Below are 24,987 nucleotides of genomic sequence, written 5' to 3'. Positions count from 1 at the left end.
CGACCACTTGATTTCGGGGGCCGCGCAAAAGGCGCGGAGACGAAGATGACGAACGAGACCCTGCCTCTGCCGACACCGGATATGAACGGTGATGACCTGTTCAAGCTCGGCATGATGTATTCTACCGGTCAGAACGGTGCACCCGTGGACCTGATTTCGGCGCACATGATGTTCAACCTCGCGTCGATGCGCGGTTCGATGGAAGCGACGATTTACCGCCGCGAACTGTCGAAGGAAATGGAACGCGAAGACGTTGCCGAAGCCCAGAAGGCGGCCCGCCGCTGGCTGGATCAGGGCCACACCCGCTACGCGGCCTAGAGCCTTCGTTGGCTCAGGTGAGCCGCCGAATGGCTCTAAGTTTTTGTGTGGACGCGCAATTTTTCCGAAAACCGTTGCACACTTTTCGGATTGCGCTCTAATTCTGGCTATAGAGCAGCCAGTTCATGATCCCCGCCGGGATGATGTTGTTGATGTTCTGTTCGACCCAGACGCCGGCCTTGGCGATTCGGGTTTTGGGCACAAAAACGATGTCGTGACGGCGAAGGGCGACGGCCACCGAGGCCTTGCCATTCAGCGGGCTCCTGAGGTCGATCAGCCTTTGCATGATCGTCCCGTCCAGACCGCGACGCAGGATCAGCACCTGCTGCGACTTGGCGGCATTGGTAAAGCCGCCCGCCGCCAGCGCCGCCGACAGGGCGTCAAAATCGCCCGGCATCTCGACCCAACCGGGATTGCGCACCTCACCGCCGACCAGCACGCGCGTATTGCCCGTGTCGCCGGGGAAGACCGTCACTTCGGGGTGGCGCAGATAGGGGCGGTACAGTTCGGTGATTTCCGTTTGTAAGTCCGGCACACTTTTATAGGCGGCCATGACCTGCCCCACGAGAGGCAGGGTGATGCGGCCATCCTGACCGACCTGCGTCGTCCGACTGAGTTCCGGCGCACCCGGCACCTGAATCTCCAGCTTGTCCGCCGGATAGAACAGATAGGGCGGGTCTTCGTCCGTCCACTGCGAAAAGCGTATGGGGGTCGCTTCGGGGGCGCGCGCCGCCTGTGCCGCAGGGCCAGCCATCAGGGCGCTGAGGCCCAGTCCGGTCAGTCCCAACATCAAGGCGCGTTTGCTGAGCATGGCGGCGTCCACAAAATTCAGTCCGTCTTAACCTTCGTTTAAAATGGGTAACGGTTGGTTAATGCCTCGGATAGAAACTCCCCACAGATAGATCGGGGGCGTCGCGTCCGAATCATGGTTTTCCCTGGCATAGTAAAGAACCAGGTGATGTGAAGGGGTTTAGGGCTGAATGCGCGCGCAGGGCGTTTACAGCGAAGAGATGGAGACCACAGGCGGCGAGCGCCGGGCCGCCCGCGCACCCGTGCGGCGGCGCTACGCCTACGATGTCGATGACATGCTGCGCCTGCTGCTGCGCGAATGGTGGCTGATGCTGTTGGTCTTTGCCATTATCTTCGGCGTCGGCGCCGGTTTTGCCATGACCCTGAAAAAGAGCTACACAGCCGATGCGTCGCTGCTGATGCAACTGGGGCAGGACTATGTGTATGTGCCTGCGGCCGGGGATGCGGCGCGCGGGGCCATCGCCACCATCGACGAAGTGGTGCAGTCAGAAGTCGAAATCCTTAACTCTGCCGAACTGAAGCACCGCGTCATTGAAAAGCTGGGCTACCACGCTATCGATTCGAGCTTCCCCAAGACCTTCACGCCGCGCACCGAAACCGAGCGCGCGCAGGCCGATACGCGGGTAATGAAGACGCTGAGCGGCCTGAAGACTGAAACGGCACCTCAAAGCAACATTGTGCGCCTTAGCTTTACGCACAAGGACCCGCTGGCTGCGGCTCTGATCCTCAATACCTTTATCGACCTCTATCAGAGCTATCGCCACGAAGTGTTCATGGACGTCACCGCGCCCCTGCTGGAAAACCAGAAGGCGGCCTTTGACCGGCGTCTGCGTCAGGCGGACCAGACCTATGAGGACTTCCTGCTGCGCAACGGGGTGGGGGATTTTCAGGCGGCCAAGGCCACCTATACCAAGCTCTATGATACGGTGATGTCGGAAATCTATGTGGCCGATGCGGGGCTGGCTACGGCGCGGGCGCGTCTGTCGGCCATTACGGCGCGGCTGGGGCAACAGGCGCCGGAAATGAGCACCGAGCGGCAACTGGATCTCAGCGTGCCGTCGAAGATTCTGGCCCTGAAACAGCAGCGGGCCGAGCTTCTGACTCGCTATACGCCGGCGGCCCCGGCGGTGCGCGACCTTGATGAGCAGATTCGGGCGCTGGAGACGATGCAGGCGTCGGGCCGCGCCATTGGTGAGAAGGAACACCGTATCGGCGTCAACCCCATCTATCAGCAACTCCTGACCGACAAGCTGACGCTGGAGGCGGAAATCGCCGCGACCTCTGGCCGCCGCACGCAACTTCAGGCGCAGGCCGATCAGGTGACGCAAAAGCTTCAGTCGCTGGTCGGCATGGAGGCCGAATACAACAGCCTGGCGACGGAACGTAACGCCCTGCAGACCAATATCGCCACCTTTACCCAGCGGATTCAGGAAACGCAGGCGGCGCGTGAAATCTCCGAAAAGGCGCAGGACACGGTACGGGTCGTCAACCGCGCCCGTCCGCCGGACAAGGCCAAGAGCCTGCAAAAGCCGGTCTTCATTCTGGCCTTCCTGTTCGGGGGCTTCACGGCCCTGTGTGCCGGGCTGGCGCGCGTCTTCCTGCGCAAGGGCTTCCTGAGCGCCGACATGGCCTCAAAGACGCTGGGCCTGCCGATACTGGCGCAAGCCAGAGCCAAATAAACCCTCGCGAAACAGGCCCCCGAAACAGACCTTTGTCAGAAAAGGGTCGCGTTCAGCCCATAGGTTTCTGATCCAAAACGGCTTATGGTATCAGCAGGCGCGTAAAGGCGCGATTCGCATACATTGCATATTGAGTTCTATGGTCGATCTGACGCGGGAAATGGCCGATCTGATGGCGGCGCTCAGGGGCGGTTCGCAGGCTGCCGAGAGCGGCCGCGGGCGCGCCCTCCTGTTCGTGTCGGCCTGCGGCGGCGAAGGCGTCTCGACCGTAGCGCGCGAATATGCGCGTTGCGAAGCGGCCTTTGCCAAACGCCCGGTGTGGCTGGTCGATGCCGACTTGCGGCAGCAGACGCAGCTTGAGGCCGTACTGGAGGAGCCCACGCGCTTTGGCCCGCCGGGGCCGGTATCCTCGGCCTCTCCTGATGGCTCGGTCTTCTTTGCCCTGTCGCCCAAGGCGCTGGACCCGCAGGGTCAGCCTGTGCCCGACAGCCACTACCTGATCGCACGGCCCTTTCTGGACAAACGCCTGTGGGTGACGCGCCTGCGCGACCACCTGCTGCTGCCGGGGCAGAAGGCGCGGTTGTTTGAGCAATCCTCCTACTGGCAGGCCCTGCGCACCCATGCTCAGGCCATTGTGGTCGATGCCCCGGCCTTTGACCGTTCGGATGCCGTGCTGAAACTGGCGCCGCTGATGGACGGGGTGGTGCTGGTGGTCAGCGAAGGCGAGGGCGAAATCGACGCCCGCGTGGCGCTGAAAACCGAGATCGAACAGGTGGGCGGCCGTCTGCTGGGCATGGTCTATAACAAGAGCCGCACCGCCGCCCCGCAGGCGAGGCGCAAGGTCGCGCGCGGTTGATGGTTGGCGATATCCTCCGTGGCATCCGGGAGGACTGGGACGGGCAGTGGCTGTCTTTCGGTCTGGCGGTGTTTATCCTGTTCATGTTTTCGCAGGGCTGGGTGTCGCCCATTTTCGGCTATTCGACCGAACAGTCGCCCATGGCCGGGGCCATCATCCGCAATATCTATTATCCGGTTTACCTGTGCGCGCTGGTGCTTCTGGCCCTGACGTGGAAGTCGGTGCTGGCGGGGGTGATCCGTACGCCGCTGCTGGTCACGCTGATCCTGCTGTGCGCGGCGTCCTACCTGTGGTCGATTGACCCGTCGGCCACCTTGCGCCGCTTTGTGGCCTTCGCCATGACCTGTCTGGCCGGCTATGTGATCGCCGCCCGCTTTTCATGGCGCAAGCTGATCGAGGTGATCGCGGTTACCTATCTGATCCTGATTGCCGGGTCGTTTGTCATGGCCATTGTGTTCCCGGACAAGGGGCGCATGACCGAGCTGTTCGTCGGGGCGTGGCGCGGGGTCTTTGCCGAAAAGAACAATCTGGGTGCCGTGATGGATGTCGGCTTTCTGGCCTGTCTGGCCGCCGGGATTCAGGTGCCCAAACGCCGCTGGCTGTGGTTTGCCGCAGCGGGCGGGGCGGCGTTTCTGGTGCTGATGTCCACCTCCAAGACCTCGCTGCTGGCGCTGATTCTGGGGGCCGGGATGATGGCCTTTGTCTGGCTGTCGCGGCGCGGGCCGCTTCTGGGGGTGTTCCTGATCTGGGTCGCGGTGTGCGTGCTGCTGGCGGTGGGCAGCTTTGTCATTCTGATGCCGGATCAGTTGTTTCACCTGCTGGGCAAGGACGCGACGCTCACCGGGCGCACCAATATCTGGGCCGGGATCGACTTTGTGATGCACAAACAACCGGTCACCGGCTATGGCTACGGCGTCGTATGGTCCACCGAAGGGGAGTGGACCCCGCTGCGCTGGATCACCGAGGTGGCGGGTTTTCGCGCCTATCACGCCCATTCGTGCTGGTACGAGGTGTGGCTGGCGCTGGGTTATGTCGGGCTCACCGTGTGGGCGCTGGTGTTTATCGAGACGTGGCTGAAGGCCTTTTACCGCACCTATCGCGGCGACGGCGGTTATTTCGCCCTGCCGTTTATCACCGTCTATTCGCTGATGAGCCTGACCGAAAGTATCGCCATCGGCTGGAACGACATCCGCTGGTGCCTGATCGTGCTGATTCTCGTCAAGCTGGCCCTGCCGGGCGATGGGCCGGTGATTGCGGCCCCCGTTGCGCCTGTGCGGCCAAGGCGCGGGCTGTACGATTAAGATACCCCCACAAACCGGGTGTGTTTGTGCGGTGAGCGTTTGAAAAGAAACCACAGATTACACAGATTTCACAGATTTTGCGCTTCGCGCCCGTGAGTTTGCGCCCGCGAAGGTGGGTGAACTGACCCTATAATCTGTGAAATCTGTGTAGTATGTGGTTTCCAAAACTGAGCATCAAAGGATGCCGCCTTGGAATGCCTCAGCCCCCGGCGCGGCGGGCCCCTTCGGCGTAGGTGACGACCTCAAAGCCGAGCGTCTGGGCGGCGGTGGCCAGCGTCTCCAACGTCTCCGGCGTGCAGCCCCATGGCGACGGGTTTTCGCGCACATCGTGGGTGTAGAGGACCACCCAGCTTTGCGGAGTTTTGAGCGCCTGCGCCATCCACTCCAGCGCCAGCCGTTCGCCGCTGTCGCCTTCGATACCGATGGCCGGGGCCTGATTGAGGTCGCTGCCGGAGCGGATCAGGCCGTGGTGCAGGGCGCGCGATGAGCGATAGCGGTCGCCCAAAACCGCCTTGGCCTGCGGCGACACATCGCCATAGGGGTAGGCAAAGGTGGTTGAAGAGGGCACGCCAAGCGATTGAATGAGCTTCTGATTTTCGTCCACGCTTAAAGCAATGTCAGCCCCCTTCGCCCGACCGCAGTCCATGTGCATCAGGGTGTGGCAGGCGATCTCATGGCCGCGCGCGTTGAGGGCGGCGATCTGGGCGGCGGTGGTGTAGGGGCCGAAATGGCTGTCCTGCCCCATCAGACCTGCGGAGATGAAATAGGTGGCGCGATAGCCGTGGCGCTCCAGTATGCCCGCCCCGGCAATGGCCGCCGATTGCGGGGCGTCATCGAACGAAAAGGTCAGCAGGGGCTTCGCGAGCCCTTTCAACTGCGCCGGTTTGCGGAACAGCAGCTTCGAGGCGCGGCGGCGCAGCTTGCCATACAGCGAACGGTCGGCGGCGTAGGCTTCGGCATAACTCATCAGACGACCTCGGAATAAAGGGCGGCGCGGTACAGACGCAGGCCAAAGGCGCGGGCCTTCAGCGGCAGGGCTTCGTTGCGGATCACGCCACGCAAGGTGGCGCGCAGAGCCCCGCGCAGGGGCAGTTTGCGGATCAGGCGCGCCGCGCGGTAGCTGGCATAGGTGGCGACGACCTGCGGGTGTTTGTCTATGACGCGGGCGAAGTTACCGACCGATTGCTCGTATTTGCGCATTAAGGTCTCCGCCGTGTCGAGCCCCAGATGGGTGGCGGGGTTGTCGATATGCGTCACGCCAAACTGCTGCGCCACGCGCATGGCCCATTCGACGTCTTCCCAGCCCCAGCCGGTGAAGCGGTTGTCGAAATCCTGTGCGGCGAAAACGTCGCGGCGGATCAGCAGGTTCGAGGTGAAGACGTATTTTTCCGGCATCAGGGCGCGGGTGGCGGCATCGAGGCAGTCGCTTTTGGTCGCCATCAGGCGGTGGATGGCAAAGCGTTTGTCCATCGGGGCCTGAAGCAGCGAAAAGCCGCCAAATACCACAGCAGGATTGTCGTTCATCACCTCCAGCCAGCGCGTCAGGAAGTCTGGCGCATCGGGCAGCATGTCGGAGTCGAGGCATAGGAAATAGTCGCCGCGCGCGGCCTGCGTCAGGCGATTGCGCCCGCGCGCCCGGCCTTCATTGTGCGTCAGGCTGAGGAAGGTGACGGGCAGGGCGATCTCATCAATCGTTGATATCACCTCTTGCGTCAGCTCGGCCTGCCCGGACCCGTCATCCAGCAGCACGATCTCCACTCCCGGCGTCGGCGTCAGGGCGCGCAGCAGGGTGGTCGGGCTTTCCTTATAGAAGGGGATCAGCACCGACAGGCGCGGCGGCGGGGCGGATTCACGGGCGGCATTGGTGACGACGGTGGCGGTCATGCGGCTGACCCTAACCCAAAGCGTTTAAGGAAGCGTTGGCTGTGGGCGCGGACGTCGTTGAGGTTCAGGGCCAGGGCCAGCACGGCATAGACCACGACGCCGGTCACGCCCTTTAGTACCAGTTCAACAATACCGCCAAAGGCCGGGATCAGCCGCACGCACAGGACCATCACCAAAGTGGCGGCGGCGGTCAGCATCAGGTCACGCCACGGCACGGGCAGGGCGATGGCGCGGCGTCCCAGAGCCCACGAGCCGATCAGCCCAATGGCAAAGCTCAGCGCCGTCGCCAGACCGGCCCCCCACAGGCCATAAAGCGGGATCAGCCACAGGTTCAGTCCGACATTGGCGATGGCCGGAATGGCCATGGCCACGGTCAACAGCTTCGTCTTCTTCGACAGGGTAAAGGCCTGAAGGAAATAATAGGTGTTAAAGCCCGACAGCAGGGCGCCCACGCTGATCAGGGCGGTGACGCTGAGGGCCTGCGCGCGCAGGCCTTCGCCAATCAACAGTTGAGCCAGCGGCGCTTCGACGGCGATCAGGCCGCCGACTGCCGGAAACAGCACCAGCGCCATGACGCGGAACTGATCGCGGGCGTGGGCTTTCAGCGCCTCAGGACCGCCGCTTTCCAGCGCGTGCACCAGCGCCGGGCCACCGGCGGCGCCAAACCACAAAAACAGCACGTCGAGGATGCGCGAGGCGAGGCTATAGCCCGCGTGATAGGCCCCGGCCTCGGCTTCGGACAGGAAGCCGGCGATCAGAAAGCGGTCCACCGTATAAAGCGCCAGGGTGAGGATCAGGCTGGCCGAAACGGGCAGGCCGTAATGGGCGTACTGTCGGGCGCGGGCGGCATCGAAGGCCCCCTTGCGCGCGCGGCCCCAGTCTTCGCGGGCGACAAACGGCAGGCAGGCGGCGGCCACGATCCCGGCGGCCAGCAGCGGCGCGCCGCCGCCTAAACCGGCCCACGCCAGCAGCGCGCCCAGAGCAAACCCGCCGGCGGTCTGGATCATATCCAGCGTTGAGGCGGTGCCGACGCGCCCTTCCGAGCGGCGCTGCTCCTGCACCATCTTGATCAGGCTGCGGAAGACGACGACGCCCAGCCCGCAGCCGATGGCCAGCTTAAGCGCCTGCGTGTGCGCCTCCGGGGCGGGCCATAGCCACAGACCGGCGGCGCAGACGACGGCAAACACCACAGTCACCCCCGAAAACAGACGGTAAAGCGTGCCATACAGCGCCGGAGCTTCGGGGTTTTCGCGCGACTCCGACGGGTAAAAGCGCGCCATGGCCGCTTCGATCCACGTAAAGCACAGGGTCTGAGCCAGACTCGATACGCCAAAGGCCAGCGCATAGCGGCCATAGTCATCGGGCGACAAAAGGCGGGTAAAGGTGATCAGGGTGGCAAACCCGATCAACCCCTGCAACAGATTGGCGGGAAGGTATCCCCACAGGCCTTTCCAGAACATCGGCCTTACCGGACGGCGTGGCGGTCGCCAAGGATGCAGGGCACCGTCATGGCCATGATGTACAGGTCAAACCAGAAGGACTGGCGTTCGATATAGTCGATATCGAGTTGCACGCGGCGGCGCACGTCTTCGGCGTTTTCCAGCGCGCCGCGCGAACCCTTGATGGCGGCCCAGCCGGTCATGCCGGGCTTTATGCGGTGCCGCCAGGCGTATTCGGCCACCAGCTTGGCAGAATCGGCGTCACCGGTCTTCATGCCGATGGCGTGCGGACGCGGCCCGACCAGTGACATATCGCCCCGCAAAACGTTGAACAGTTGCGGCAATTCATCGAGGCTGGTCTTGCGGATAAAGCGCCCGACGCGGGTGACGCGGTCATCGTCGCGCGACACCTGACGCGCGGCGGTCGGGTCGGCCGCTTCGATGCGCATGGAACGGAACTTCCACACATTGATGACTTCGTTGTTCATGCCGTGGCGGCGCTGACGGAAGAAGACCGGGCCGGGGCTGTCCAGCTTGATCAGCACGGCGACCACGACCATCACCGGGGCGAAGATCAGCAGGGCGAGGGTGCCGATCACGACGTCCTGAAGCCGTTTGTGCAGGGTGCGGTGGGCGTCTGAAGGTCCGACACCATTGGCGCTCAGGCTTTGTTCCGACAAACGGTCCAGAGCGGTTTTGCGTCCGGCCTCGCTATCGACATCGACCAGCAGCGACACGGCATTGGGCAGGAGGCTCAGGCGACGGATCAGGCCTTCGACGCGGGCGCGCGCCGACGGATCGACGGCAACGACCACCCGATCGACATAGGGCGTGATCTTGTGCGACAGCAGCGCTTCGGTATCGCCCAGCACTGGCACGCCACAGACGTCGCCGGGCGCCCGCGACAGGCGGTCGTCGAAAATGCCCAGAATATTAACATCGCGCCGTTCCAGCGCCGCTTCGATCAGGATTTTGGCGTCGCGCGTGGCGCCCACAATGACGATATTGGGCGTCAGGAAGCCTTTGCGCCGCCAGCGGGCCACCAGCCCAAACGACGCACCGTGCAGCGCCCCCAGACCCAGCCACACCCCAACGGCCCACAGGCCAAAGACAGGGATCAGCAGATCGACGCGACCGCTGAGACCAGCCGCCCCAAAGCCGGCGATCAGGCTGAGCGTCACGGCGGCCAGCACGCGCAGCAGGTGCCCGCTCAGGCGCTCCTGACGGCGATAGACGTAGAGATCGAAGCTCTTGAGGCTCCAGCACAGGCTGACGGCGGCGACCAGCAGCGGCAGGATGTCACCCGCCAGCGCCCCTTGCCAGCCGCGCGACGACAGGCCCTGCGCCACAAACAGGCTGACGCCCGCGATCAGCAGCAGGTCGCTGAAACGGAAGAGGTAGGCATAGGCTTCATTGGCGCGGCGCTCACGCAGCGGCACCAGACGCTCAGGGCGAAACGGTCCGCGGCGGTGATCGGCCGGGGCTTCGGCCTTACGGCTCTGGCTCAAACCCTGAACGCGCAAGGCCTTTTCGCCCGTCGCCCGGTCAGGGGCGGCGAGGGGCGTAAGCGTTTCGGCGGGGGCGCCTGTGCGTGCGTCTGTCATGACCGTTTGGAGTGTCCTTTGGGGATCATCTGAGGCGGTTTCGCCGACACCCTGCCACACGGCGTTTAGATAACCGTTAACGCAAGCCCTTTTTCCATAAGGCAAATCGTGTTTTTCGGCCGATGCGACGATGTTCACACTTTTCCGGAGGGGGGCTTGGATTGCCCGTTGCCATTTGGGACAAGTCAGGCTAAGTGAACCCTTAGTGCGGAGACGTGGCCGAGAGGCTGAAGGCACTCGTTTGCTAAATGAGCGTACCCCTAAAAGGGTACCATGGGTTCGAATCCCATCGTCTCCGCCACTAAAAAAGCCAGCCCCATAGGGCTGGCTTTTTTAGTGGCCGGTGTCCGGGACTTCGAACCCTGGGTTCGAAAACGCCGCCGTCAGGCGACGTTTCGGCGGAGCGCAGCGCAGCCAATCCCATCGTCTCGACACTTTCTGTTAATCGCCGATCTAAGCTAGTCTGGCGATGCCAGCACAATGTCAGCCTTTTTTGCACAGTAGACCCGTTCTCTGGCCTGCTCTACAACACGCCGATTATACCTAGCCAACATTTTGGGATCGTTCTTGGTCACTGTCACATTAACAGAGGCTTGAGGCCGTTGCTGCCAAGCGGCAAGGGCTTCCTTTACAAACTCAGGTGCGGCGCGACCTTCGAGCAAGGTCGCGGCATCGGTGAAAATATAGTCTACGAATGCAGTAGAACACAGATTGAAGGACATCGCCATGTGCGCACCGTCTGGAATGGGTTGGCAGTAGCTTCGATCTGATAGTAGGCAGACATCTCTATCATAGGTCCAAACAAAGGCTGCGGCCTTTGTGTCGCGCGCCTCAAATAACGACTTGATCATGCCTTCGAACAGATTCGGCTGGCCGTCCAGTGTTCGTATCAAAAGGACGAATATTAGTCTAAGCCACTGGACATATGTCTCCCCCGATATTCCAAGTTCTCGGCACATGTGTGTTTGATGCGGCTTATTTCCGCTTACGATCCGTCTATATATATCAAGCAGTTCTGTGTCAGTTGGTTCATAAAATCCAACGCCAGAAAAGGTGTTTAAAGTCTTTTGAATGCAGAAAGGATTGCGGATAAAGTTCAGCAGTTTCGCTGCGAATAAGTCGATGAGTTCAGTTTTGATGTCCGCGCTGCCCGTCTCCAGTTTCTCCAGTAAGCTCTTGGTATGGACCGCGACGCTCTCTTCGTACTTTTGAAACAGAGTTTCAAGGTTCATGCGCAGTTGCCCACCTCCAGGCACGTCGAAACTAAAGAGGTCCAGCATGGATAGGGTTGAAGCTATCGCGCGTCCGCGCGGGTTTTCCAACTCAATTTGGTACGCTTCTCGATCCACAATTCGAAACGAGTAAATTCGGAAATTACCGCTTCTGTTGTCGGGAGTGCACGTGTTCAGCCTCTGTTCAATCTGGGACACAAAGTGTTGATTGCGTGTTGTGTTCGCGCGCATCCCTTACCATCCTCTACCTGATTAATATGGAATCATATTCGTTCCGTCATTGTTTCAATAATGAGAATTGATTAATTTATTATATGATAAAAAAATCAACTTTATATTTATTTGAAATGAAAACGTATAGATTTATAATGACGTTTTGTACAGGTGTATTTTTTTAATTGAATAATCATTTATATAATTTTGCCCGATATATAGTAATCTGAAAAATTTGAATATTTTATGCTGTAAATTATGTCGCCCTCTCCCCAAACACCAATTCACCCGACGTCAGATGACGCCGGGTGAACAGGTTGGTTTTGTTAGAGAGGGTTATGCCGGGGCAAATTCTGATAACTGACGCCCATGTCAATTATGTCCCCAGAATTCACTGGCGATGACCGAGAAGACGACGGCTGCGCCGTAAAGGCCGATGCCGGCCACGATGAGAGTTATCATTACGCTTTCCACTTACCTGTACTTTCTTATTATTTTGACAGTGTTGTCATAAGTTGCGTGGGCCGTCCAGAGGGCTCGCCTCAGCGGGTAGTCATTTTTTTGTTACACGGCGCAGGCGTTTTATGTCGCCTGCGACATACGACTCACTATCGCCGCCTCTGGTAATCGTAACCGGATCGCCTACATAAGCCCTCAGCATACTTCGTGAGGTATTATATGATCCCCTTTTCCATTCTGGATTTGTCGCAGGTCGGGGAGGGGAGCCGCGTCGCCGACGCCTTTGCCAATACGGCGCGTATGGCGCGTCAAGCTGAGGCGCTGGGCTATCATCGCTACTGGCTGGCCGAGCATCACGGGATGCCGGGCGTCGCGTCTTCGGCGACGGCGGTGGCGATTGCGCATGTCGGGCACCATACCTCGACCATTCGCATCGGTTCGGGCGGTATCATGCTGCCAAATCATGCGCCGCTGGTGATTGCCGAGCAGTTTGGTACGCTGGAGGCGCTGTTTCCGGGGCGGGTCGATCTGGGGCTGGGGCGCGCGCCGGGTACGGATATGCGCACGGTGCGGGCGCTGCGGCGAAACATGGACAGTGGGGTGGACAGCTTCCCCCATGATGTGGCGGAGCTGCGCCGGCTGATGGACGATCCGGACGGCTCAGAGCCAATACTGGCCGTGCCGGGCTTTGGCGCCAAGGTGCCGATCTGGGTCCTGGGGTCGAGCACCTATGGCGCGCAACTGGCGGCGCAGATGGGCCTGCCCTATGCCTTTGCCTCGCACTTTGCGCCGGATTTGCTGCATCAGGCGCTGCGTCTTTATCGTCAGCAGTACCGGCCCTCGGCCGATCATCCGCAGCCAAAGGCCATGGTCGGCATTATGGGCGTGGCGGCCGATACGGACGAAGAGGCGCACTATCTATTCACCTCGATGCGGCAGGCCTTCGCGGCGCTGCGGCGCAATGAGCGCAAGCCGTTTCCGGCACCGGTGCGCGGGCTCCAGCTCAGCCCCGAAGAGACGCAGATGGTCGATCATATGCTGCAATATGCGGTGGTCGGCTCACCGCAGACCATAGAGCGCAAGCTGGAGAACTTTCTGGCAGCGACCGAAGCGGATGAACTGATCATCTCCATGCCCATCCACGATGTCGAGGCGCGCCTGCGCTCGGTCGAGATCTTCAGCCAGTCGTCGCTGATGCAGCGTGCGGCTTAGCTTGTGCACAGCCTGACGGCCTGATACGCCTTAACCCATAGACAGGAGGTAGCTATGGGTGTGACGGGAATCGGCGGTTTCTTCTTCCGGGCCAAAGACCCGAAGGCCCTGGCGGCGTGGTATGCCGAGCATCTGGGCGTAGGGGCCGGGCCCTATGGCCATTGGGATACGCAGGCCGGGCCGAGCGTCTTTTCGCCCTTTGCGGCGGATACCGACTATTTCGCGGCGGATCGTCAGTGGATGCTCAATCTGCGGGTCGAAGGGCTGGATGATCTGTGTGCGGCCCTTCGCGCGGCGGGGATCGAGGTGATCACTCAGCCGGACTGGGATATGCCGGGGGTGGGGCGCTTTGCGCGTATCCACGATCCGGAGGGTAATGCGATCGAGTTGTGGGAACCGGCAGCGTGAGGGGGGGGCAGGGGCATACCCCTCCTTCAGTTCGCTTGCGCTCACTGCCACCTCCCCATGGAATGGGGAGGAGAATAGAGCGCAGCCGGAACCTTCTGCTCCCCGTTACGGGTGCAGGGCCTGTGGCCCTGCTAGCCTACACGGATAGTGCTGAGCGAGCCCAGCAGACCGAATACCTGAAGCAGCCAGATCACCACGCCGATCACCACCACGGCGTTGAGGATGTTTTTGATCTTGGGGTCCATCGGGATGTAGGTGTTGACCAGCCACAACAGCACACCGACGACGATCAGGATGGCGACCAGAGACAGAAGGGACATGCGGGTTTCCTTTTCAGCGTGAGGGTTAGTTCCCTCGGTATGGAAACATCATGTCCGGGTGCGGCTCAGGTTTGAATGTCCGCTTGGCTTCTTAAAAATAAAGACGTTATACCAGCGGCCGAAGATGCTGAAGCGCATCCGGCCGTTGAAAGTCGAGACGGTCTCTTATGTATCAGAGACACGAGACCGTCTCGAAAGGCGCGCGCTCAGGCCACCTTCACGGCGGCATAGGCTTCGATGGCGGCGGCGGGGCGGCCGATCAGATAGCCCTGCGCCTCGCGGCAGTTCATGGCTTTCAGCGCTTCCATCTGGGCTTCGGTTTCGACCCCTTCGGCGGTGATGTGTACGCCTAACGCCTCGGCCATGTCGGAGATGGCGCGGATGATCGACAGGGCGTTCTGATCGTGCGGCAGGTCGCGCACGAAGGACTGATCAATCTTGATCTTGTCGAAGGGGAAGGCGCGCAGATAGCTGAGCGAGGAATAGCCGGTGCCGAAATCGTCCATGGCGATACGCACGCCCATATCGCGCACCGTATTGAGGATTTTGAGATTGTGCTTTTCGTCGGCCAGCAGCACGCTTTCGGTGATTTCCAGCTCCAGACGACGCGGGTCGAGGCCTGAGGCTTTCAGGGCGTCCCTGACCAGCCGCGGCAAAGACCCATCGCGGAATTGCAGCGGTGAGATATTGACGGCGATGCGCCACGGCGTGGGCCACTGGGCCGCCTGACGGCAGGCTTCGCGCAGCACCCAGTCACCGATGGGGCCGATCAGGCCGCTGTCTTCGGCCACCGGTATGAACTCACCCGGCGAAACCATGCCGCGGTGGGGGTGATGCCAGCGCAGGAGCGCCTCGAACGACACCACCTCGCCGCTGTCGAGATTGAGCAGGGGCTGGAAGTGCAACTGGAATTGCTGCTCGCTCAGGGCCGTGCGCAGTTCGTGCTCCATTTCGAGGCGCTGCTGCACTACGGCGTCCATTTCGGCGTGATAGAAGCACCAGCCGTTGCGGCCTTCGGACTTGACGCGATAAAGGGCCAGATCGGCGCGCGACAAAAGGTTATTGGCGTCGGCGGCGTCTTCGGGGGCGAGCGCGATACCGACGCTGACCCCGGCTTCGAGGCGGATGCCGTTGATATCGAACGGCGATTTCATGACCTCAATGACGCGCTCGGCCAGGCAGCGCGCGTCTTCGGGGCGCTCGATATTCTGGATAATGGCAAATTCGTCGCCACCCATGCGCGCGATGAAGTCGCCCTTGCGCACGCACAGTCGCAGGCGTTCGCCCACCTGACGCAACAGGGCGTCGCCCGCCAAATGGCCAAAGGAATCGTTGACCGTCTTGAAGCGGTCGAGGTCCAGACAATGCAGCGCGAGGTGGTGGCCGTGGCGCTGCACACGGCTGAGGGCCTGCTCGATCTCATGGGTATAGAGGGTGCGGTTGCCCAGACCGGTCAGCGGATCATAGTGCGCCAGTTGCGCGATGCGCGCCTCGGCGGCCTTCTGCTCGGTCAGGTCGATGCCCAGCGTCAGTATGCTGTCCGGGGCGCCATCCGGGCCGCGCAGGATGGTCTTTTTGAGCTGCACCGTGCGCTGGCGCTCGCCATTATAGATGGCTTCCTCTTCGATCATCACCGTTTCGCCGCTGGCCAGAACGCGGCGGTCGGAGCGCGTGAGGGTGTCGGCCTGCTCGGCCGGGAAGATGTCGTGGCTGGTCTTGCCGACCACGTCGCTGCGCTTGACGCCCAGCATGTCCTCGCCGGCGGGATTGATCAGCCTGACGCGCGAATGGGCGTCCTTGACCAGCACCATGGCCGGAATATTGTCGATAATGGTGTTGAGGAAGGACTGATGACGCTGCGACTCGGCGCTGAGGCGGATCAGATCGGTCACCATTTCGCGCTGTTGCAGCAGACTGTCCTGAAGGTCGTCATTCATCGCCTTCAGGATCGACAGGGTGGTGCCGACCCCGGCATAGGCCCCGTCGCGCGTGACGATAAAGCCGCGCAGCAGCTCCGAGGCGCGTTCGGCCAGGGTTGCCTGCATGAAGTCGCGCAGCGGGGTCTCGGCTTCGACGGTCAGCGGGCGGGTGTCCATCATGGTGGTCACCGACTTGTTGCCGAACAGGGCGCGACCGTATTCGGAAGCCATTTTGAGATTGAAGCTGTGGCGTTCGATCAGGCCCAGGACGCGCCCGCAGGTATCGATTACGGCCAGCACCAGCAGTTCAGAATTGTCGCGGAAGGTATCGTAGATTTGCGAATTGGTCGTCTGCGGAAATACGGGGTCTACGGTGTCCGTAATATCCGAAACGTTTGCTGCTTTCTGCATAACCGAGGTCCAGTTTGTCATAAAACCTTCACAAAACCCAACATTCGCGCCGTCTGTGCGCCTTTTGTCAGATAATAGACAAGGTGTCTGAATTTCGGTTTAACAGGTGAAAAAATATACTTGATATATACTTTTGTCCGTTCACAGATGAAACGCGATTATTGTGACAATGCTGCTAACATTGTTACGAATAATGTCAGATGCGGCCCATGGTCGTCGGGCCTTTGAAGAAGGCGCCGTGCAACGGCTGATTGTCGGGGTCGAGGCCGGTCATGGTCCATGCGTCGCCCTGACGCGCATAGCGCACCGGGCAGGCATTGGGGCTGGAATACATTTCCCCCAGATAGACGCGGGCGATGGCGCGGAACGGAATGCCGTGGCAGACGAAGAGGGGGATGGCCTCGCCCGAGGCGTGATCTTCGATCGAGGCGCGCACGCGCTCGATAACGGCGGGTAAGCGCTCGGCATTGTGCGGATAGTGCTTGCCATCGATATCGAGGTCGGGGTTCATGTGCGCCCGCATCTCGCGTCGGTGGTCTTCGACCTCATCAATCGTCAGGCCCTCAAAGATGCCGAAATGCCGCTCGGTCAGCCGCCCGTCGGTGATGACGGGCAGATCCAGCGCCCGCCCGACGATATTGGCGGTCTCATGGGCGCGGATCAGCGGGCTGGCGACAATGCGCGTAATGCCCTGATCGGCCAGAAAGCGGGCGGCGACGCGCGCCTGCTCACGCCCGGTGTCGTTGAGCGGGATGTCGGTCGAGCCCTGAAGCCGCATCTGGGCGTTCCAGTCGGTTTGGCCATGGCGAAGAACGAAGAACATCAGGGTGCGTATCCGTTTCTTTAGTTTTTGTCCCGTTGCTGCGCGGCCGGGACGGGCTGACCGTGGCGAAGTCCGAAGACCATCACAGCTTCGCCTTGATACGCGCGGCCATGTCCTGAAGATCTTTCAGATCGGCCATCTGACCCGACGCATGATGCTTGATCGCGCCGTTGGCGTAGCAGGGGATGATGTGAAAATGCAGGTGGAACACCGTCTGGCCGCCCACCTCGCCGTTGAACTGTGCGATGCGCAGGCCCTCCGGCTCCAGCGCGTCGCGCACAGCGCGGCCGATGCGCTGCGTGTGGTGGATGAGGTTTTGCAGATGCTCGGACGAAATATCGAACAGGTTGCGCGCCGCCACCTTGGGGATGACCAGCGTATGGCCCCTCGTCTGCGGGAAGGCGTCCATGAAGCTTAAGACCCGCGCGTCCTCATAGACCTTGGCGCAGGGGATATCTCCGGCCAGAATCTTGGCGAAGATGTTCTTGGGATCGTAGTCCCCGTACAGGCTCATGGCGTAGTCCCTTGCTGGTATTTGTCTGCTCCCCTCCTTAAAACACTATGATTTGAGGGCCAAGAGGGGTATGAGGCCTGACATGTCTAATTTGTTACTGGTCATGATCGGTGGAGCCCTCGGTTCGGCGGCGCGCTATGGACTGGCCCGTCTGTGGCCGGCGGCGGCCATGCCCTTTGGCTGGCCCATCGGCACCTTTGTGGCCAATCTGATGGGGGGGCTCCTGATGGGGCTTCTGGCCGGTTGGTTGCTGGCCAGGGGGGGCGATGAGCGCCTGAGGCTTCTGCTGGGCGTCGGCGTTTTGGGCGGGTTTACGACCTTTTCCACCTATTCGCTGGAAGTGGTGCATATGCTGGAGCGGCGAGACTACGGGCTGGCGGGGCTTTATGCCGTGTCCTCGGCTGCGCTGGCGATTTTGGCCGTCATGATCGGTCTGTTTGTGTTTCGGAAAGTGGCCGGATGAGTAGGGAAGTGAAGATCCTGTATGTCGCCGAGGGCGAAGACGGGGTGCGTATCGACAAGTTTTTCAAGCGGCGCTGGCCGCACCTCAACCATATTCAGCTCAACAAGCTGCTGCGGTCGGGGCAGGTGCGCGTCGATGGCGCGCGCGCCAAGGCCGATACCCGGCTGAGCACCGGTCAGAGCGTGCGCGTGCCGCCGCTGCCCGACGCGCCGTCCGAGGAACAGCAAAAGCGCGAGCGCGCCGAGTTGAGCCCGCAGGAGGTGCGCTACGCCAAGTCGCTGGTCCTCTATGAGGACGAGGACGTCATTGCCATCAACAAGCCCTCAGGTCTGGCCGTGCAGGGCGGCACCAAGACGAAAAACCATATCGACCGGCTGTTGTCGGCCTGGGGCGAGGGGCTGGAGCGGCCGCGTCTGGTCCACCGTCTCGACCGCGACACGTCGGGTGTGCTGCTGCTGGGTAAGTCGCCGTCGGCGGCGGCGCGTCTGGCCGGGGCCTTTGCCAAGCGCAAGGCCTATAAGACCTACTGGGCGCTGGTCGCCGGAACGCCCGACCCCAAGGAGGGCGTGATCGACGTGCCTCTGGTCAAAAAGGGCATCAATGACCGCGAAATGGTCATGCCGGCGGACCCCAAGGAGCCGGGCGCCGAGGCGGCGGAAACCGAGTATGTGACCATATCCCGTGCCGCGCATCGTCTGGCGTGGATGGCGCTGCGCCCGCATACGGGCCGCACGCACCAGCTACGCGCCCACATGCAGGCTATCGGGCACTGCATCCTGGGTGATCCCAAGTACAAGGATGAAAAATCCGTAGCCCTGTCAGAGGGTTTGGGGCTTCAGTTGCACCACAGGCGCATCGAAATCCCGCACCCGACGCACGGCACGCTGATCGTCGAAGCGCCGCTCGACCCGGTCATTCAGGCCGGGTTCGACCGCTATGGTTTCGATGAGCACGAGGCCAGCCCCGAACCCTTCCGCAAAGCCACCCGCGCCTCCCGACGGTAAGATGAGACTCGCTGTATTCGATGTCGATGGCACCCTGATCGACAGCCGCGCCTCGATCCATCGCGCGGCGGTCGAGGCGGCCAAGGTGCTGAACCTCACCCCGCCCACCTATGATGAGGTGCGCGCCATTGTCGGTATGTCGCTGTTCGAAGCGTTGCAGGCTATGCGCCCGGACCTCGATCCGGAAACCGTGGCCGCCTATACGCGCGAGTTTCAGAACGCCTTTCTGACCTTTCATGCCGATCCGGACTTTAGCGAGGCCCTGTATCTGGGGGCGCAGGAAACGCTGGAGCGGCTGAAAAACGACAACTGGCTGATCGGTATGGCGACGGGCAATTCGCGGCGGGGCGTGACGCGCATCGTCGAAAAGCACGGCTGGGGGGAGCTGTTTGACGTCACCTTCTGCGCCGATGATGGCCCGTCCAAACCGCACCCGCATATGCTTCAGTGCAATCTGACGGCGCTGGGTGTTGGTACGCATCAGGCGGTGATGATTGGTGACGCGACGCACGACATGCGCATGGCGCGTTCGGCACAGGTGCAGGCCATCGGCGTGTCGTGGGGCTTCCACACGGTCGATGAGCTTGAGGCCGCCGGCGCGCACCACATTGTCCACGATTTCAGCGAACTGGGGGCGGTTCTTGACCGGTTCGTACCGGAGCTAACGTAAACTAGAGAGGGATGATTTTGAATGGAAGCATCATCTCACTCTAAATTTTTGTTTTGTCGCGATATTGTTGTCGAAAACCGCTCACACTTTTCGACATATCGCTCTGGTTCTACTCTCCCGACGTGTCGGGGGAGGTGGATTTGACGCCGCTCAGGCGTCAAAGACGGAGGGGGGCTTTGCGCGCGTTGAGCCAGCCGGGGAGGGATAAAGGAGAGCTATTCATGACCTACAAGGCCGAAGCGCCATCAAAGCGCAGTGATCAGATCGGCTCAAAGCCGAAACGCTTCTGGAAGACCGTCGAGATCAAGGCCGACGGACCGGGCTACGGCGTGACGCTGGATGGCCGTGCGGTGAAAACGCCAAAGGGCGCTACGCTGGTGCTGCCCAATTTCGCGCTGGCGGCGTTGGTCGGGCGTGAATGGGAAGCGGTCGAAGAGACGGTTGATTTCACAGCCATGCCCCTGACACGGCTGGGGTTTGCGGCGCTCGACCACATGGACAGTGGCCTAGACGCCGCGCTGGCCGAAGCGGCGCGTTTTGCGGAAACCGATCTCGTCTGCTACCCGTCCGACTATCCGCAGGCCCTGATTGCCCGCGAACAGGCGGCCTGGGGGCCGGTTATCGACTGGCTGAAAAGCGAACTGGCGCTTGAATTTGTGCCGCAGACCTCGATCATGGCACGCGGTCAGCCGGTGGCGACGATCGAAGGCGTGAAAACGCTCCTCAGCACAGCGTCGGTCTATGCGCGCGCCGGTCTGATGGCGGCCATTCCGCTGCTGGGTTCGGTGGCCTTGGCTCTGGCGCTGTACAAGGGCCGTCTCAGCGCCGAAGAGGCCTTTGCCGCGTCGCGTGTTGGCGAAACCTTCCAGAAAGAAACCTGGGGCGAAGACGCCGAGGCGCTGAAGCGTGAGGCGGCCATGCGTCATGATCTGACGCATCTGGAGGCGTGGTTCAGGGGGTTGTAAGGCCCATTTTTCGCCCCTCACACGAAGCGTTACAGATCTTAATTTCAAATGTGACGACAAGGGCCTTGTTCGCAGGTGCAAAAAGTGCTATTGACAGCGCTGTCATAACTTTTTGTGTGTGAGGACTGACAATGGAAAAGCTGATCGAACGCTTTATGAATGCGCTTCTGGCCCTGGGTTTTGCCCCCGGCTCGGCGTCGAACTAATAGAAAGTATTACTATGAAATTCCTGGTAAATTTTGCGTCGCAACTGGTTGTCGCCTGGGCGCGTGCCCACCGCCTGCCGATCGCCTGATCGTCGGCGACACGCCTGTCTAAAAAAACACCGCCGGTCTCCCCACCGGCGGTTTTTTCATGCCTGATCGCGTTTGCGGAATGGCGACAGTTCCGCTTCGTACTCGGCCATCTGCGCTGAGACGGCCGCACGCTCCTGCGTCAGATAACGGGCCACGGGCTCACGCAGGTCGCGGTCGCGGATATGGTGCGCCGAATAGACGGGGTGGGGCAGGTAGCCGCGTGAAATCTTGTGCTCACCCTGCGTTCCGGCCTCGACGCGGCTCAGCCCGTGCGCGATGGCGTAGTCGATGGCCTGATAATAGCAGACTTCGAAATGCAGGAAGGGCACATCGACGCGCGCCCCCCACTGACGGCCATAGAGGGTGTCACCGCCGCGGTAATTGATGGCCCCGGCCACCGGCTGATCGCCGTCATAGGCAAACACCAAAACGATCTGATCACGCATCCGCTCGGTGATCACCGAAAAGAACGCGCGCGTCAGATAGGGTGAGCCCCATTTGCGATCGTAAGTATCCTCGATAAAGGCGTGCAGGTGATCGAGATGCGCTTCGGTGATTTCGTGACCGCTATGGATTTTCAGGCTCAGCGCCGCCTGCACGTCGCGGCGTTCGCGGCGGATAACCTTGCGCCGATTGGCCGACAGGGCGGCGAGGAAATCGTCAAAGCTCTGATAGCCGGCATTGCTCCACCAGAATTGTTGATCCTGCCGCAAAAGCAGGCCTTCTGCGCCCATCAGCGTCCATTCGTCTGATGTGGGGAAATTGACGTGAAACGACGACAGGCCGTTGGTATCGCAGAGCTGCACCGCCGTGCGGATCAAAGCCGCGCGCACCTCAGGGTCTGGCGACAACAGCCGCGTCCCCGTCACCGGCGTGAAGGGCGACGCAGACAGCAGTTTGGGATAGTAGCGCCCGCCCGCGCGCTCATAGGCCTGTGCCCAGCTATGGTCGAAGACGTATTCGCCCATCGAATGATATTTGAGATAGAGCGGCATCACGCCGCGGATCGTACCCGCCTCATCGCTCAGGCTGAGGTGATGCGGCACCCAGCCGCTGTCTTCGCCGACGCAGCCCGTCTGTTCGAGCGTTTCGAGAAAGGCGTGGCTGTTGAAGGGGTTATCGTCGCCCTTTAATCCATCCCAGACGGCGGGGTCGATCTCGCTGATCGAGCGGTGCAGGGCAGCGGTCAGGGCGGGCACGGGCATGGCCTTAATCTAGGCGGTGCGTACGAGGATACAAGACAGGAATTGGCCACGAAAAACACGAAAATCTGGAAAAAAGCAGCCGAAAAGTCCGGCGCGTAGCGCCATATCTTCCCGTCCGGAACCAGATACTCATGCCCTGCGGGCACAAAGGCTCTGTAGTCTTTTCCAGTTTTCGCGCTTTTCGGGGCTAGATCATTATGATTTCTGTTAGAAACATAATGATCTAGATTTTGTTTAGCCCCTCGCCGGGCGGTGGCTTGCGCCACCTTGGCCGCCGCCTCAATGGCGGCTTGAACGGAATGATTCCAGTAGAAATCATTCCGCTCTAAAACCTATCGACGATCCGCCACTTCGATCACCGCATCGACTTCGACGGCAAAGCCCAGCGGAATCTTGTACACGCCGACGGCCGAGCGGGCGTGCTTGCCGGCTTCGCCCAGCACCTCAACCATCAGGTTCGAGCAGCCATTGACCACCTGCGGCACGTCGTAAAAGTCTGGACCAGCCTGCACAAAGGCCCCCAGCTTGACCACCCGCACCACAGTGTCGAGGTCCCCCACGGCGGCCTTCATCTGGGCCAGCAGGTTGATGCCGCAGACGCGCGCTGCTTCGGTGGCGTCCTCCAGCGAGACATCCACGCCGACCGTGCCCTTGTAGCGGCCGGTGCCGTCGTTGGAAATCTGACCCGAAATGTGGATCAAATTACCGCTGCGCACGAAGGGCACGTAGTTGGCGACAGGGGCGGCCGGGACGGGCAGGGTGATCCCCAGTTCCTGGAGGCGGGCTTCGATCTTCGACATGGATTCGGTCTCCTGAAAAAAGATACCCCGCTTATAGGCACTCCGGGGCGAGGCGTCGATATGGGCATTTACACTTTGTTTCCATCCCCTTCACCTCGGCTTAAGACAGTTCGGGTAGGGTGTGGCTCAGTGACACGCGGTGCCGCGAATCGCGACCCCCACACGGAATACAGGCTTATGAGCGCGAAAAAGGTTCTCATTGTTGAGGACAACGAACTGAATATGAAGCTGTTTCATGATCTGCTCGATGCGCAGGGCTATGAGACGCTGCAAACCGGTGAAGGGCTGTCGGCCCTGTCGCTGGCGCGCAAGCACCGTCCGGACCTGATCCTGATGGATATTCAGTTGCCGGAAATTTCCGGCCTTGAAGTCACCAAGTGGCTCAAGGAAGACGATGAGCTGTCGCACATTCCGGTCGTGGCCGTGACCGCCTTTGCCATGAAGGGCGATGAGGAGCGCATCCGCGAAGGCGGCTGCGAGGCCTATATCTCAAAGCCTATCTCCGTTTCGCACTTCCTCGATACCGTTCGCCGCTATCTGGGGTAGGGCGCAATGACAGCCAAGGTTCTGGTCGTTGATGATATTCCGGCCAATGTCCGCCTGCTACAGGCCAAGTTGGAGGCCGACTATTACGATGTGGTGACCGCCCATTCGGGGCAGGAAGCCATCGAGACGGCCATTATTGAACAGCCCGACATCATCCTGCTCGACGTCATGATGCCGGGCGTCGATGGCTATGAGGTGACGCGCCAGCTCAAAGAACTGGCCGAAACGCGACACATCCCGATTATTCTGGTCACGGCGCTCGACGGGCGCGACGACCGCCTATCCGGGCTTGAGGCCGGGGCCGATGACTTTCTGACCAAGCCGCTGGATGACGTGATTCTGTTTGCGCGGCTGAAGGCCTTGGTGCGGCTCAAGCACCTGTCTGACGAACTGCGTCAGCGCGAACAGTCCTCGCGCCGTATGGGCCTGATCGACGCCAGCCAGTTGCACCGTCAGATGACGGCGCCCGGCAATGTACTGATCCTCGATGATCAGGTGCGTCAGGCCGAACGGCTGATGGTGGCGCTGGGCGAACAGCACCGCTGCGCCTACGAAACCGATCCGAAGGCGGCGCTGAAAATCGCTCTGGGTCGTGTGGACCTGCTGGTGCTGAACCTAGGGGCGCGTGACTTCGATCCGCTGCGCTTTGTGGCGCATCTGCGCTCATCCGAGCTGACGCGGCAGTTGCCGGTGCTGGGCCTGTTCAATCCCGATGAACGCCCAACCCTGCTCAAGGGGCTGGAACTGGGCGTCAGCGACGTCCTGCCGCGACCGGTCGATTTGCAGGAACTGCTGGCGCGGGCGCGGGGGCAGATTCGCCGCAAGCGCTATGCCGACTTCCTGCGCGCCAGTCTGGACCGCTCGCTGGAGCTGGCGGTCACCGATCCGCTGACCGGCCTGAACAATCGCCGCTTTATGGATTTGCAACTGACGCAACTGATGCGCCGGCATCTGAAAACCGATGACCCGGTGTCGCTGCTTCTGCTCGATATCGACCATTTCAAGCGCGTCAATGACGGCTTTGGCCACGATGCCGGTGATGAGGTGCTGAAGGAATTTGCCCGCCGCGTCAGTCAGAATGTGCGGGCGATCGACATGCCCTGCCGTCTGGGGGGCGAAGAGTTCGTGGTGCTGATGCCCGACACGCCCGCAGACGCGGCGCAGACCATTGCCGAGCGCGTGCGTCAGGCCGTGGCCGAAGCGCCGTTTAGCCTGCCCGACGGCCGCACCCTGAATGTCACGGTGTCGGTCGGGGTGTCGTCCCTTCTGGGGCTTGGCGACACGCTGGAAGCCTTTATCAAGCGCGCGGATGAGGCCGTCTATGAGGCCAAGCAATCGGGCCGCAACCGCGTGATCCTGCGCGCGGCCTGAGGCGCGGTCGTCGCTATTTGCGCAATCTCGTGGATAAATTTCAGCTTTAGGCTTGCCATCGTCCCCCAAGCCTTGCTATAGGCCGCCTCCTCGCTGGTGAAACATTCCTCGGTAGCTCAGCGGTAGAGCAATCGACTGTTAATCGATTGGTCGCAGGTTCGAATCCTGCCCGGGGAGCCAGCTACAAAGACAAGGCCCTGCCGCCCCGCGCGCAGGGCCTTCTTTATGCCTCGCGCCCTGTTCAACCCAAAGAAAAACCCGGCCA

24 protein-coding genes and 2 tRNA genes are annotated in these 24,987 nt (G+C 61.2%); 14 read left to right on the top strand and 12 right to left on the bottom strand.

Annotated elements, in window-relative coordinates; translation table 11 throughout:
- The first annotated feature begins 45 nt into the window (after window positions 1-45).
- Window positions 46-318, top strand: coding sequence for a sel1 repeat family protein (locus EM6_RS15790; protein ID WP_126424071.1), 273 nt, complete (start codon window positions 46-48; stop codon window positions 316-318).
- A gap of 97 nt (window positions 319-415) precedes the next feature.
- Here the strand turns inward: EM6_RS15790 and EM6_RS15785 are convergent, their stop codons facing one another.
- Entirely contained in the window at window positions 416-1,129 is a 714-nt protein-coding gene (locus EM6_RS15785; RefSeq protein WP_126424070.1) for a polysaccharide biosynthesis/export family protein, read from the bottom strand.
- A 169-nt stretch (window positions 1,130-1,298) separates the two neighbouring features.
- On the opposite strand from EM6_RS15785, the gene EM6_RS15780 reads away from it, so the two are divergent.
- The 3 genes from EM6_RS15780 (at window position 1,299) to EM6_RS15770 (ending at window position 4,964) form a co-directional block, all read left to right on the top strand.
- Window positions 1,299-2,807, top strand: a complete 1,509-nt coding sequence (locus EM6_RS15780) for a GumC family protein (protein WP_126424069.1) — start codon at window positions 1,299-1,301, stop codon at window positions 2,805-2,807.
- Between the two features lie 139 nt (window positions 2,808-2,946).
- On the top strand, window positions 2,947-3,663 hold the full coding sequence (locus tag EM6_RS15775; RefSeq protein ID WP_126424068.1) for a transcriptional regulator: 717 nt from the start codon (window positions 2,947-2,949) through the stop codon (window positions 3,661-3,663).
- The gene (locus EM6_RS15770) at window positions 3,663-4,964 is read left to right on the top strand and encodes an O-antigen ligase family protein (protein WP_126424067.1); all 1,302 of its coding nucleotides are present in this window, start codon (window positions 3,663-3,665) and stop codon (window positions 4,962-4,964) included. Before EM6_RS15775 ends, EM6_RS15770 begins: the two co-directional genes overlap by 1 nt.
- 199 nt (window positions 4,965-5,163) lie before the next feature.
- Here the strand turns inward: EM6_RS15770 and EM6_RS15765 are convergent, their stop codons facing one another.
- The 4 genes from EM6_RS15765 to EM6_RS15750 are packed head-to-tail and all read right to left on the bottom strand — an operon-like array spanning window position 5,164 to window position 9,891.
- Window positions 5,164-5,931, bottom strand: coding sequence for a polysaccharide deacetylase family protein (locus EM6_RS15765; RefSeq protein WP_126424066.1), 768 nt, complete (start codon window positions 5,929-5,931; stop codon window positions 5,164-5,166).
- Window positions 5,931-6,848 (bottom strand): glycosyltransferase family 2 protein, encoded by a 918-nt coding sequence (locus EM6_RS15760; protein ID WP_126424065.1) that lies wholly within the window; start codon window positions 6,846-6,848, stop codon window positions 5,931-5,933. The genes EM6_RS15765 and EM6_RS15760 overlap by 1 nt, the downstream gene beginning before the upstream one ends.
- The gene (locus EM6_RS15755; RefSeq protein WP_126424064.1) at window positions 6,845-8,308 is read right to left on the bottom strand and encodes a lipopolysaccharide biosynthesis protein; all 1,464 of its coding nucleotides are present in this window, start codon (window positions 8,306-8,308) and stop codon (window positions 6,845-6,847) included. The genes EM6_RS15760 and EM6_RS15755 overlap by 4 nt, the downstream gene beginning before the upstream one ends.
- Window positions 8,309-8,313: 5 nt before the next feature.
- Complete coding sequence (locus EM6_RS15750) at window positions 8,314-9,891, bottom strand: exopolysaccharide biosynthesis polyprenyl glycosylphosphotransferase (protein ID WP_126424063.1); 1,578 nt, start codon at window positions 9,889-9,891, stop codon at window positions 8,314-8,316.
- Between the two features lie 209 nt (window positions 9,892-10,100).
- Between EM6_RS15750 and EM6_RS15745 the strand changes: the two genes are divergently transcribed.
- Window positions 10,101-10,192 (top strand) — tRNA-Ser (locus EM6_RS15745).
- A gap of 157 nt (window positions 10,193-10,349) precedes the next feature.
- Here EM6_RS15745 and EM6_RS15740 read toward each other — a convergent pair.
- Window positions 10,350-11,354, bottom strand: coding sequence for a hypothetical protein (locus EM6_RS15740; protein WP_126424062.1), 1,005 nt, complete (start codon window positions 11,352-11,354; stop codon window positions 10,350-10,352).
- A gap of 660 nt (window positions 11,355-12,014) precedes the next feature.
- On the opposite strand from EM6_RS15740, the gene EM6_RS15735 reads away from it, so the two are divergent.
- Window positions 12,015-13,007, top strand: a complete 993-nt coding sequence (locus EM6_RS15735; RefSeq protein WP_126424061.1) for an LLM class flavin-dependent oxidoreductase — start codon at window positions 12,015-12,017, stop codon at window positions 13,005-13,007.
- A 54-nt stretch (window positions 13,008-13,061) separates the two neighbouring features.
- On the top strand, window positions 13,062-13,415 hold the full coding sequence (locus tag EM6_RS15730) for a VOC family protein (RefSeq protein ID WP_126424060.1): 354 nt from the start codon (window positions 13,062-13,064) through the stop codon (window positions 13,413-13,415).
- A gap of 131 nt (window positions 13,416-13,546) precedes the next feature.
- On the opposite strand, the gene EM6_RS15725 is transcribed toward EM6_RS15730, so the two are convergent.
- From EM6_RS15725 to EM6_RS15710, 4 genes are all read right to left on the bottom strand, one after another.
- Window positions 13,547-13,735 (bottom strand): Thivi_2564 family membrane protein, encoded by a 189-nt coding sequence (locus EM6_RS15725; protein WP_126424059.1) that lies wholly within the window; start codon window positions 13,733-13,735, stop codon window positions 13,547-13,549.
- Between the two features lie 206 nt (window positions 13,736-13,941).
- Window positions 13,942-16,065 carry an EAL domain-containing protein gene (locus EM6_RS15720; RefSeq protein ID WP_126424058.1) on the bottom strand — a complete coding sequence of 708 codons (2,124 nt, stop codon included), beginning with the start codon at window positions 16,063-16,065 and terminating at the stop codon, window positions 13,942-13,944.
- A gap of 196 nt (window positions 16,066-16,261) precedes the next feature.
- Window positions 16,262-16,888 carry a histidine phosphatase family protein gene (locus tag EM6_RS15715; protein WP_126424057.1) on the bottom strand — a complete coding sequence of 209 codons (627 nt, stop codon included), beginning with the start codon at window positions 16,886-16,888 and terminating at the stop codon, window positions 16,262-16,264.
- A gap of 82 nt (window positions 16,889-16,970) precedes the next feature.
- Window positions 16,971-17,402, bottom strand: coding sequence for an HIT family protein (locus tag EM6_RS15710; protein WP_126424056.1), 432 nt, complete (start codon window positions 17,400-17,402; stop codon window positions 16,971-16,973).
- Window positions 17,403-17,484: 82 nt separating this feature from the next.
- Between EM6_RS15710 and crcB the strand changes: the two genes are divergently transcribed.
- The 4 genes from crcB to EM6_RS15690 all read left to right on the top strand — a co-directional run bounded on the left by crcB (window position 17,485) and on the right by EM6_RS15690 (window position 20,504).
- Entirely contained in the window at window positions 17,485-17,865 is a 381-nt protein-coding gene (gene crcB, locus EM6_RS15705) for a fluoride efflux transporter CrcB (RefSeq protein WP_126424055.1), read from the top strand.
- Entirely contained in the window at window positions 17,862-18,869 is a 1,008-nt protein-coding gene (locus EM6_RS15700) for an RluA family pseudouridine synthase (protein WP_126424054.1), read from the top strand. The genes crcB and EM6_RS15700 overlap by 4 nt, the downstream gene beginning before the upstream one ends.
- A gap of 1 nt (window position 18,870) precedes the next feature.
- Window positions 18,871-19,539, top strand: coding sequence for an HAD-IA family hydrolase (locus EM6_RS15695; RefSeq protein WP_126424053.1), 669 nt, complete (start codon window positions 18,871-18,873; stop codon window positions 19,537-19,539).
- 221 nt (window positions 19,540-19,760) lie between these two features.
- Window positions 19,761-20,504 carry an ATP12 family chaperone protein gene (locus tag EM6_RS15690; RefSeq protein ID WP_126424052.1) on the top strand — a complete coding sequence of 248 codons (744 nt, stop codon included), beginning with the start codon at window positions 19,761-19,763 and terminating at the stop codon, window positions 20,502-20,504.
- A gap of 352 nt (window positions 20,505-20,856) precedes the next feature.
- Here EM6_RS15690 and EM6_RS15685 read toward each other — a convergent pair whose 3' ends face one another.
- Window positions 20,857-22,005, bottom strand: coding sequence for a GNAT family N-acetyltransferase (locus EM6_RS15685; RefSeq protein ID WP_126424051.1), 1,149 nt, complete (start codon window positions 22,003-22,005; stop codon window positions 20,857-20,859).
- 332 nt (window positions 22,006-22,337) lie between these two features.
- A complete protein-coding gene (locus tag EM6_RS15680; protein WP_126424050.1) occupies window positions 22,338-22,805 on the bottom strand; it encodes a RidA family protein in 468 nt (155 codons plus the stop codon).
- 177 nt (window positions 22,806-22,982) lie between these two features.
- Between EM6_RS15680 and EM6_RS15675 the strand changes: the two genes are divergently transcribed.
- The 3 genes from EM6_RS15675 to EM6_RS15665 all read left to right on the top strand — a co-directional run bounded on the left by EM6_RS15675 (window position 22,983) and on the right by EM6_RS15665 (window position 24,902).
- The gene (locus tag EM6_RS15675) at window positions 22,983-23,351 is read left to right on the top strand and encodes a response regulator (protein ID WP_013480598.1); all 369 of its coding nucleotides are present in this window, start codon (window positions 22,983-22,985) and stop codon (window positions 23,349-23,351) included.
- A 6-nt stretch (window positions 23,352-23,357) separates the two neighbouring features.
- Window positions 23,358-24,722: a PleD family two-component system response regulator gene (locus EM6_RS15670; protein WP_126424049.1), complete on the top strand. Its 1,365-nt coding sequence runs from the start codon at window positions 23,358-23,360 to the stop codon at window positions 24,720-24,722.
- A gap of 105 nt (window positions 24,723-24,827) precedes the next feature.
- Window positions 24,828-24,902 (top strand) — tRNA-Asn (locus EM6_RS15665).
- Window positions 24,903-24,987 lie beyond the last annotated feature (85 nt).

Source organism: Asticcacaulis excentricus (assembly GCF_003966695.1).
GTDB lineage: Bacteria > Pseudomonadota > Alphaproteobacteria > Caulobacterales > Caulobacteraceae > Asticcacaulis > Asticcacaulis excentricus_A.
This window is presented reverse-complemented; position numbering and strand designations above follow the sequence as displayed.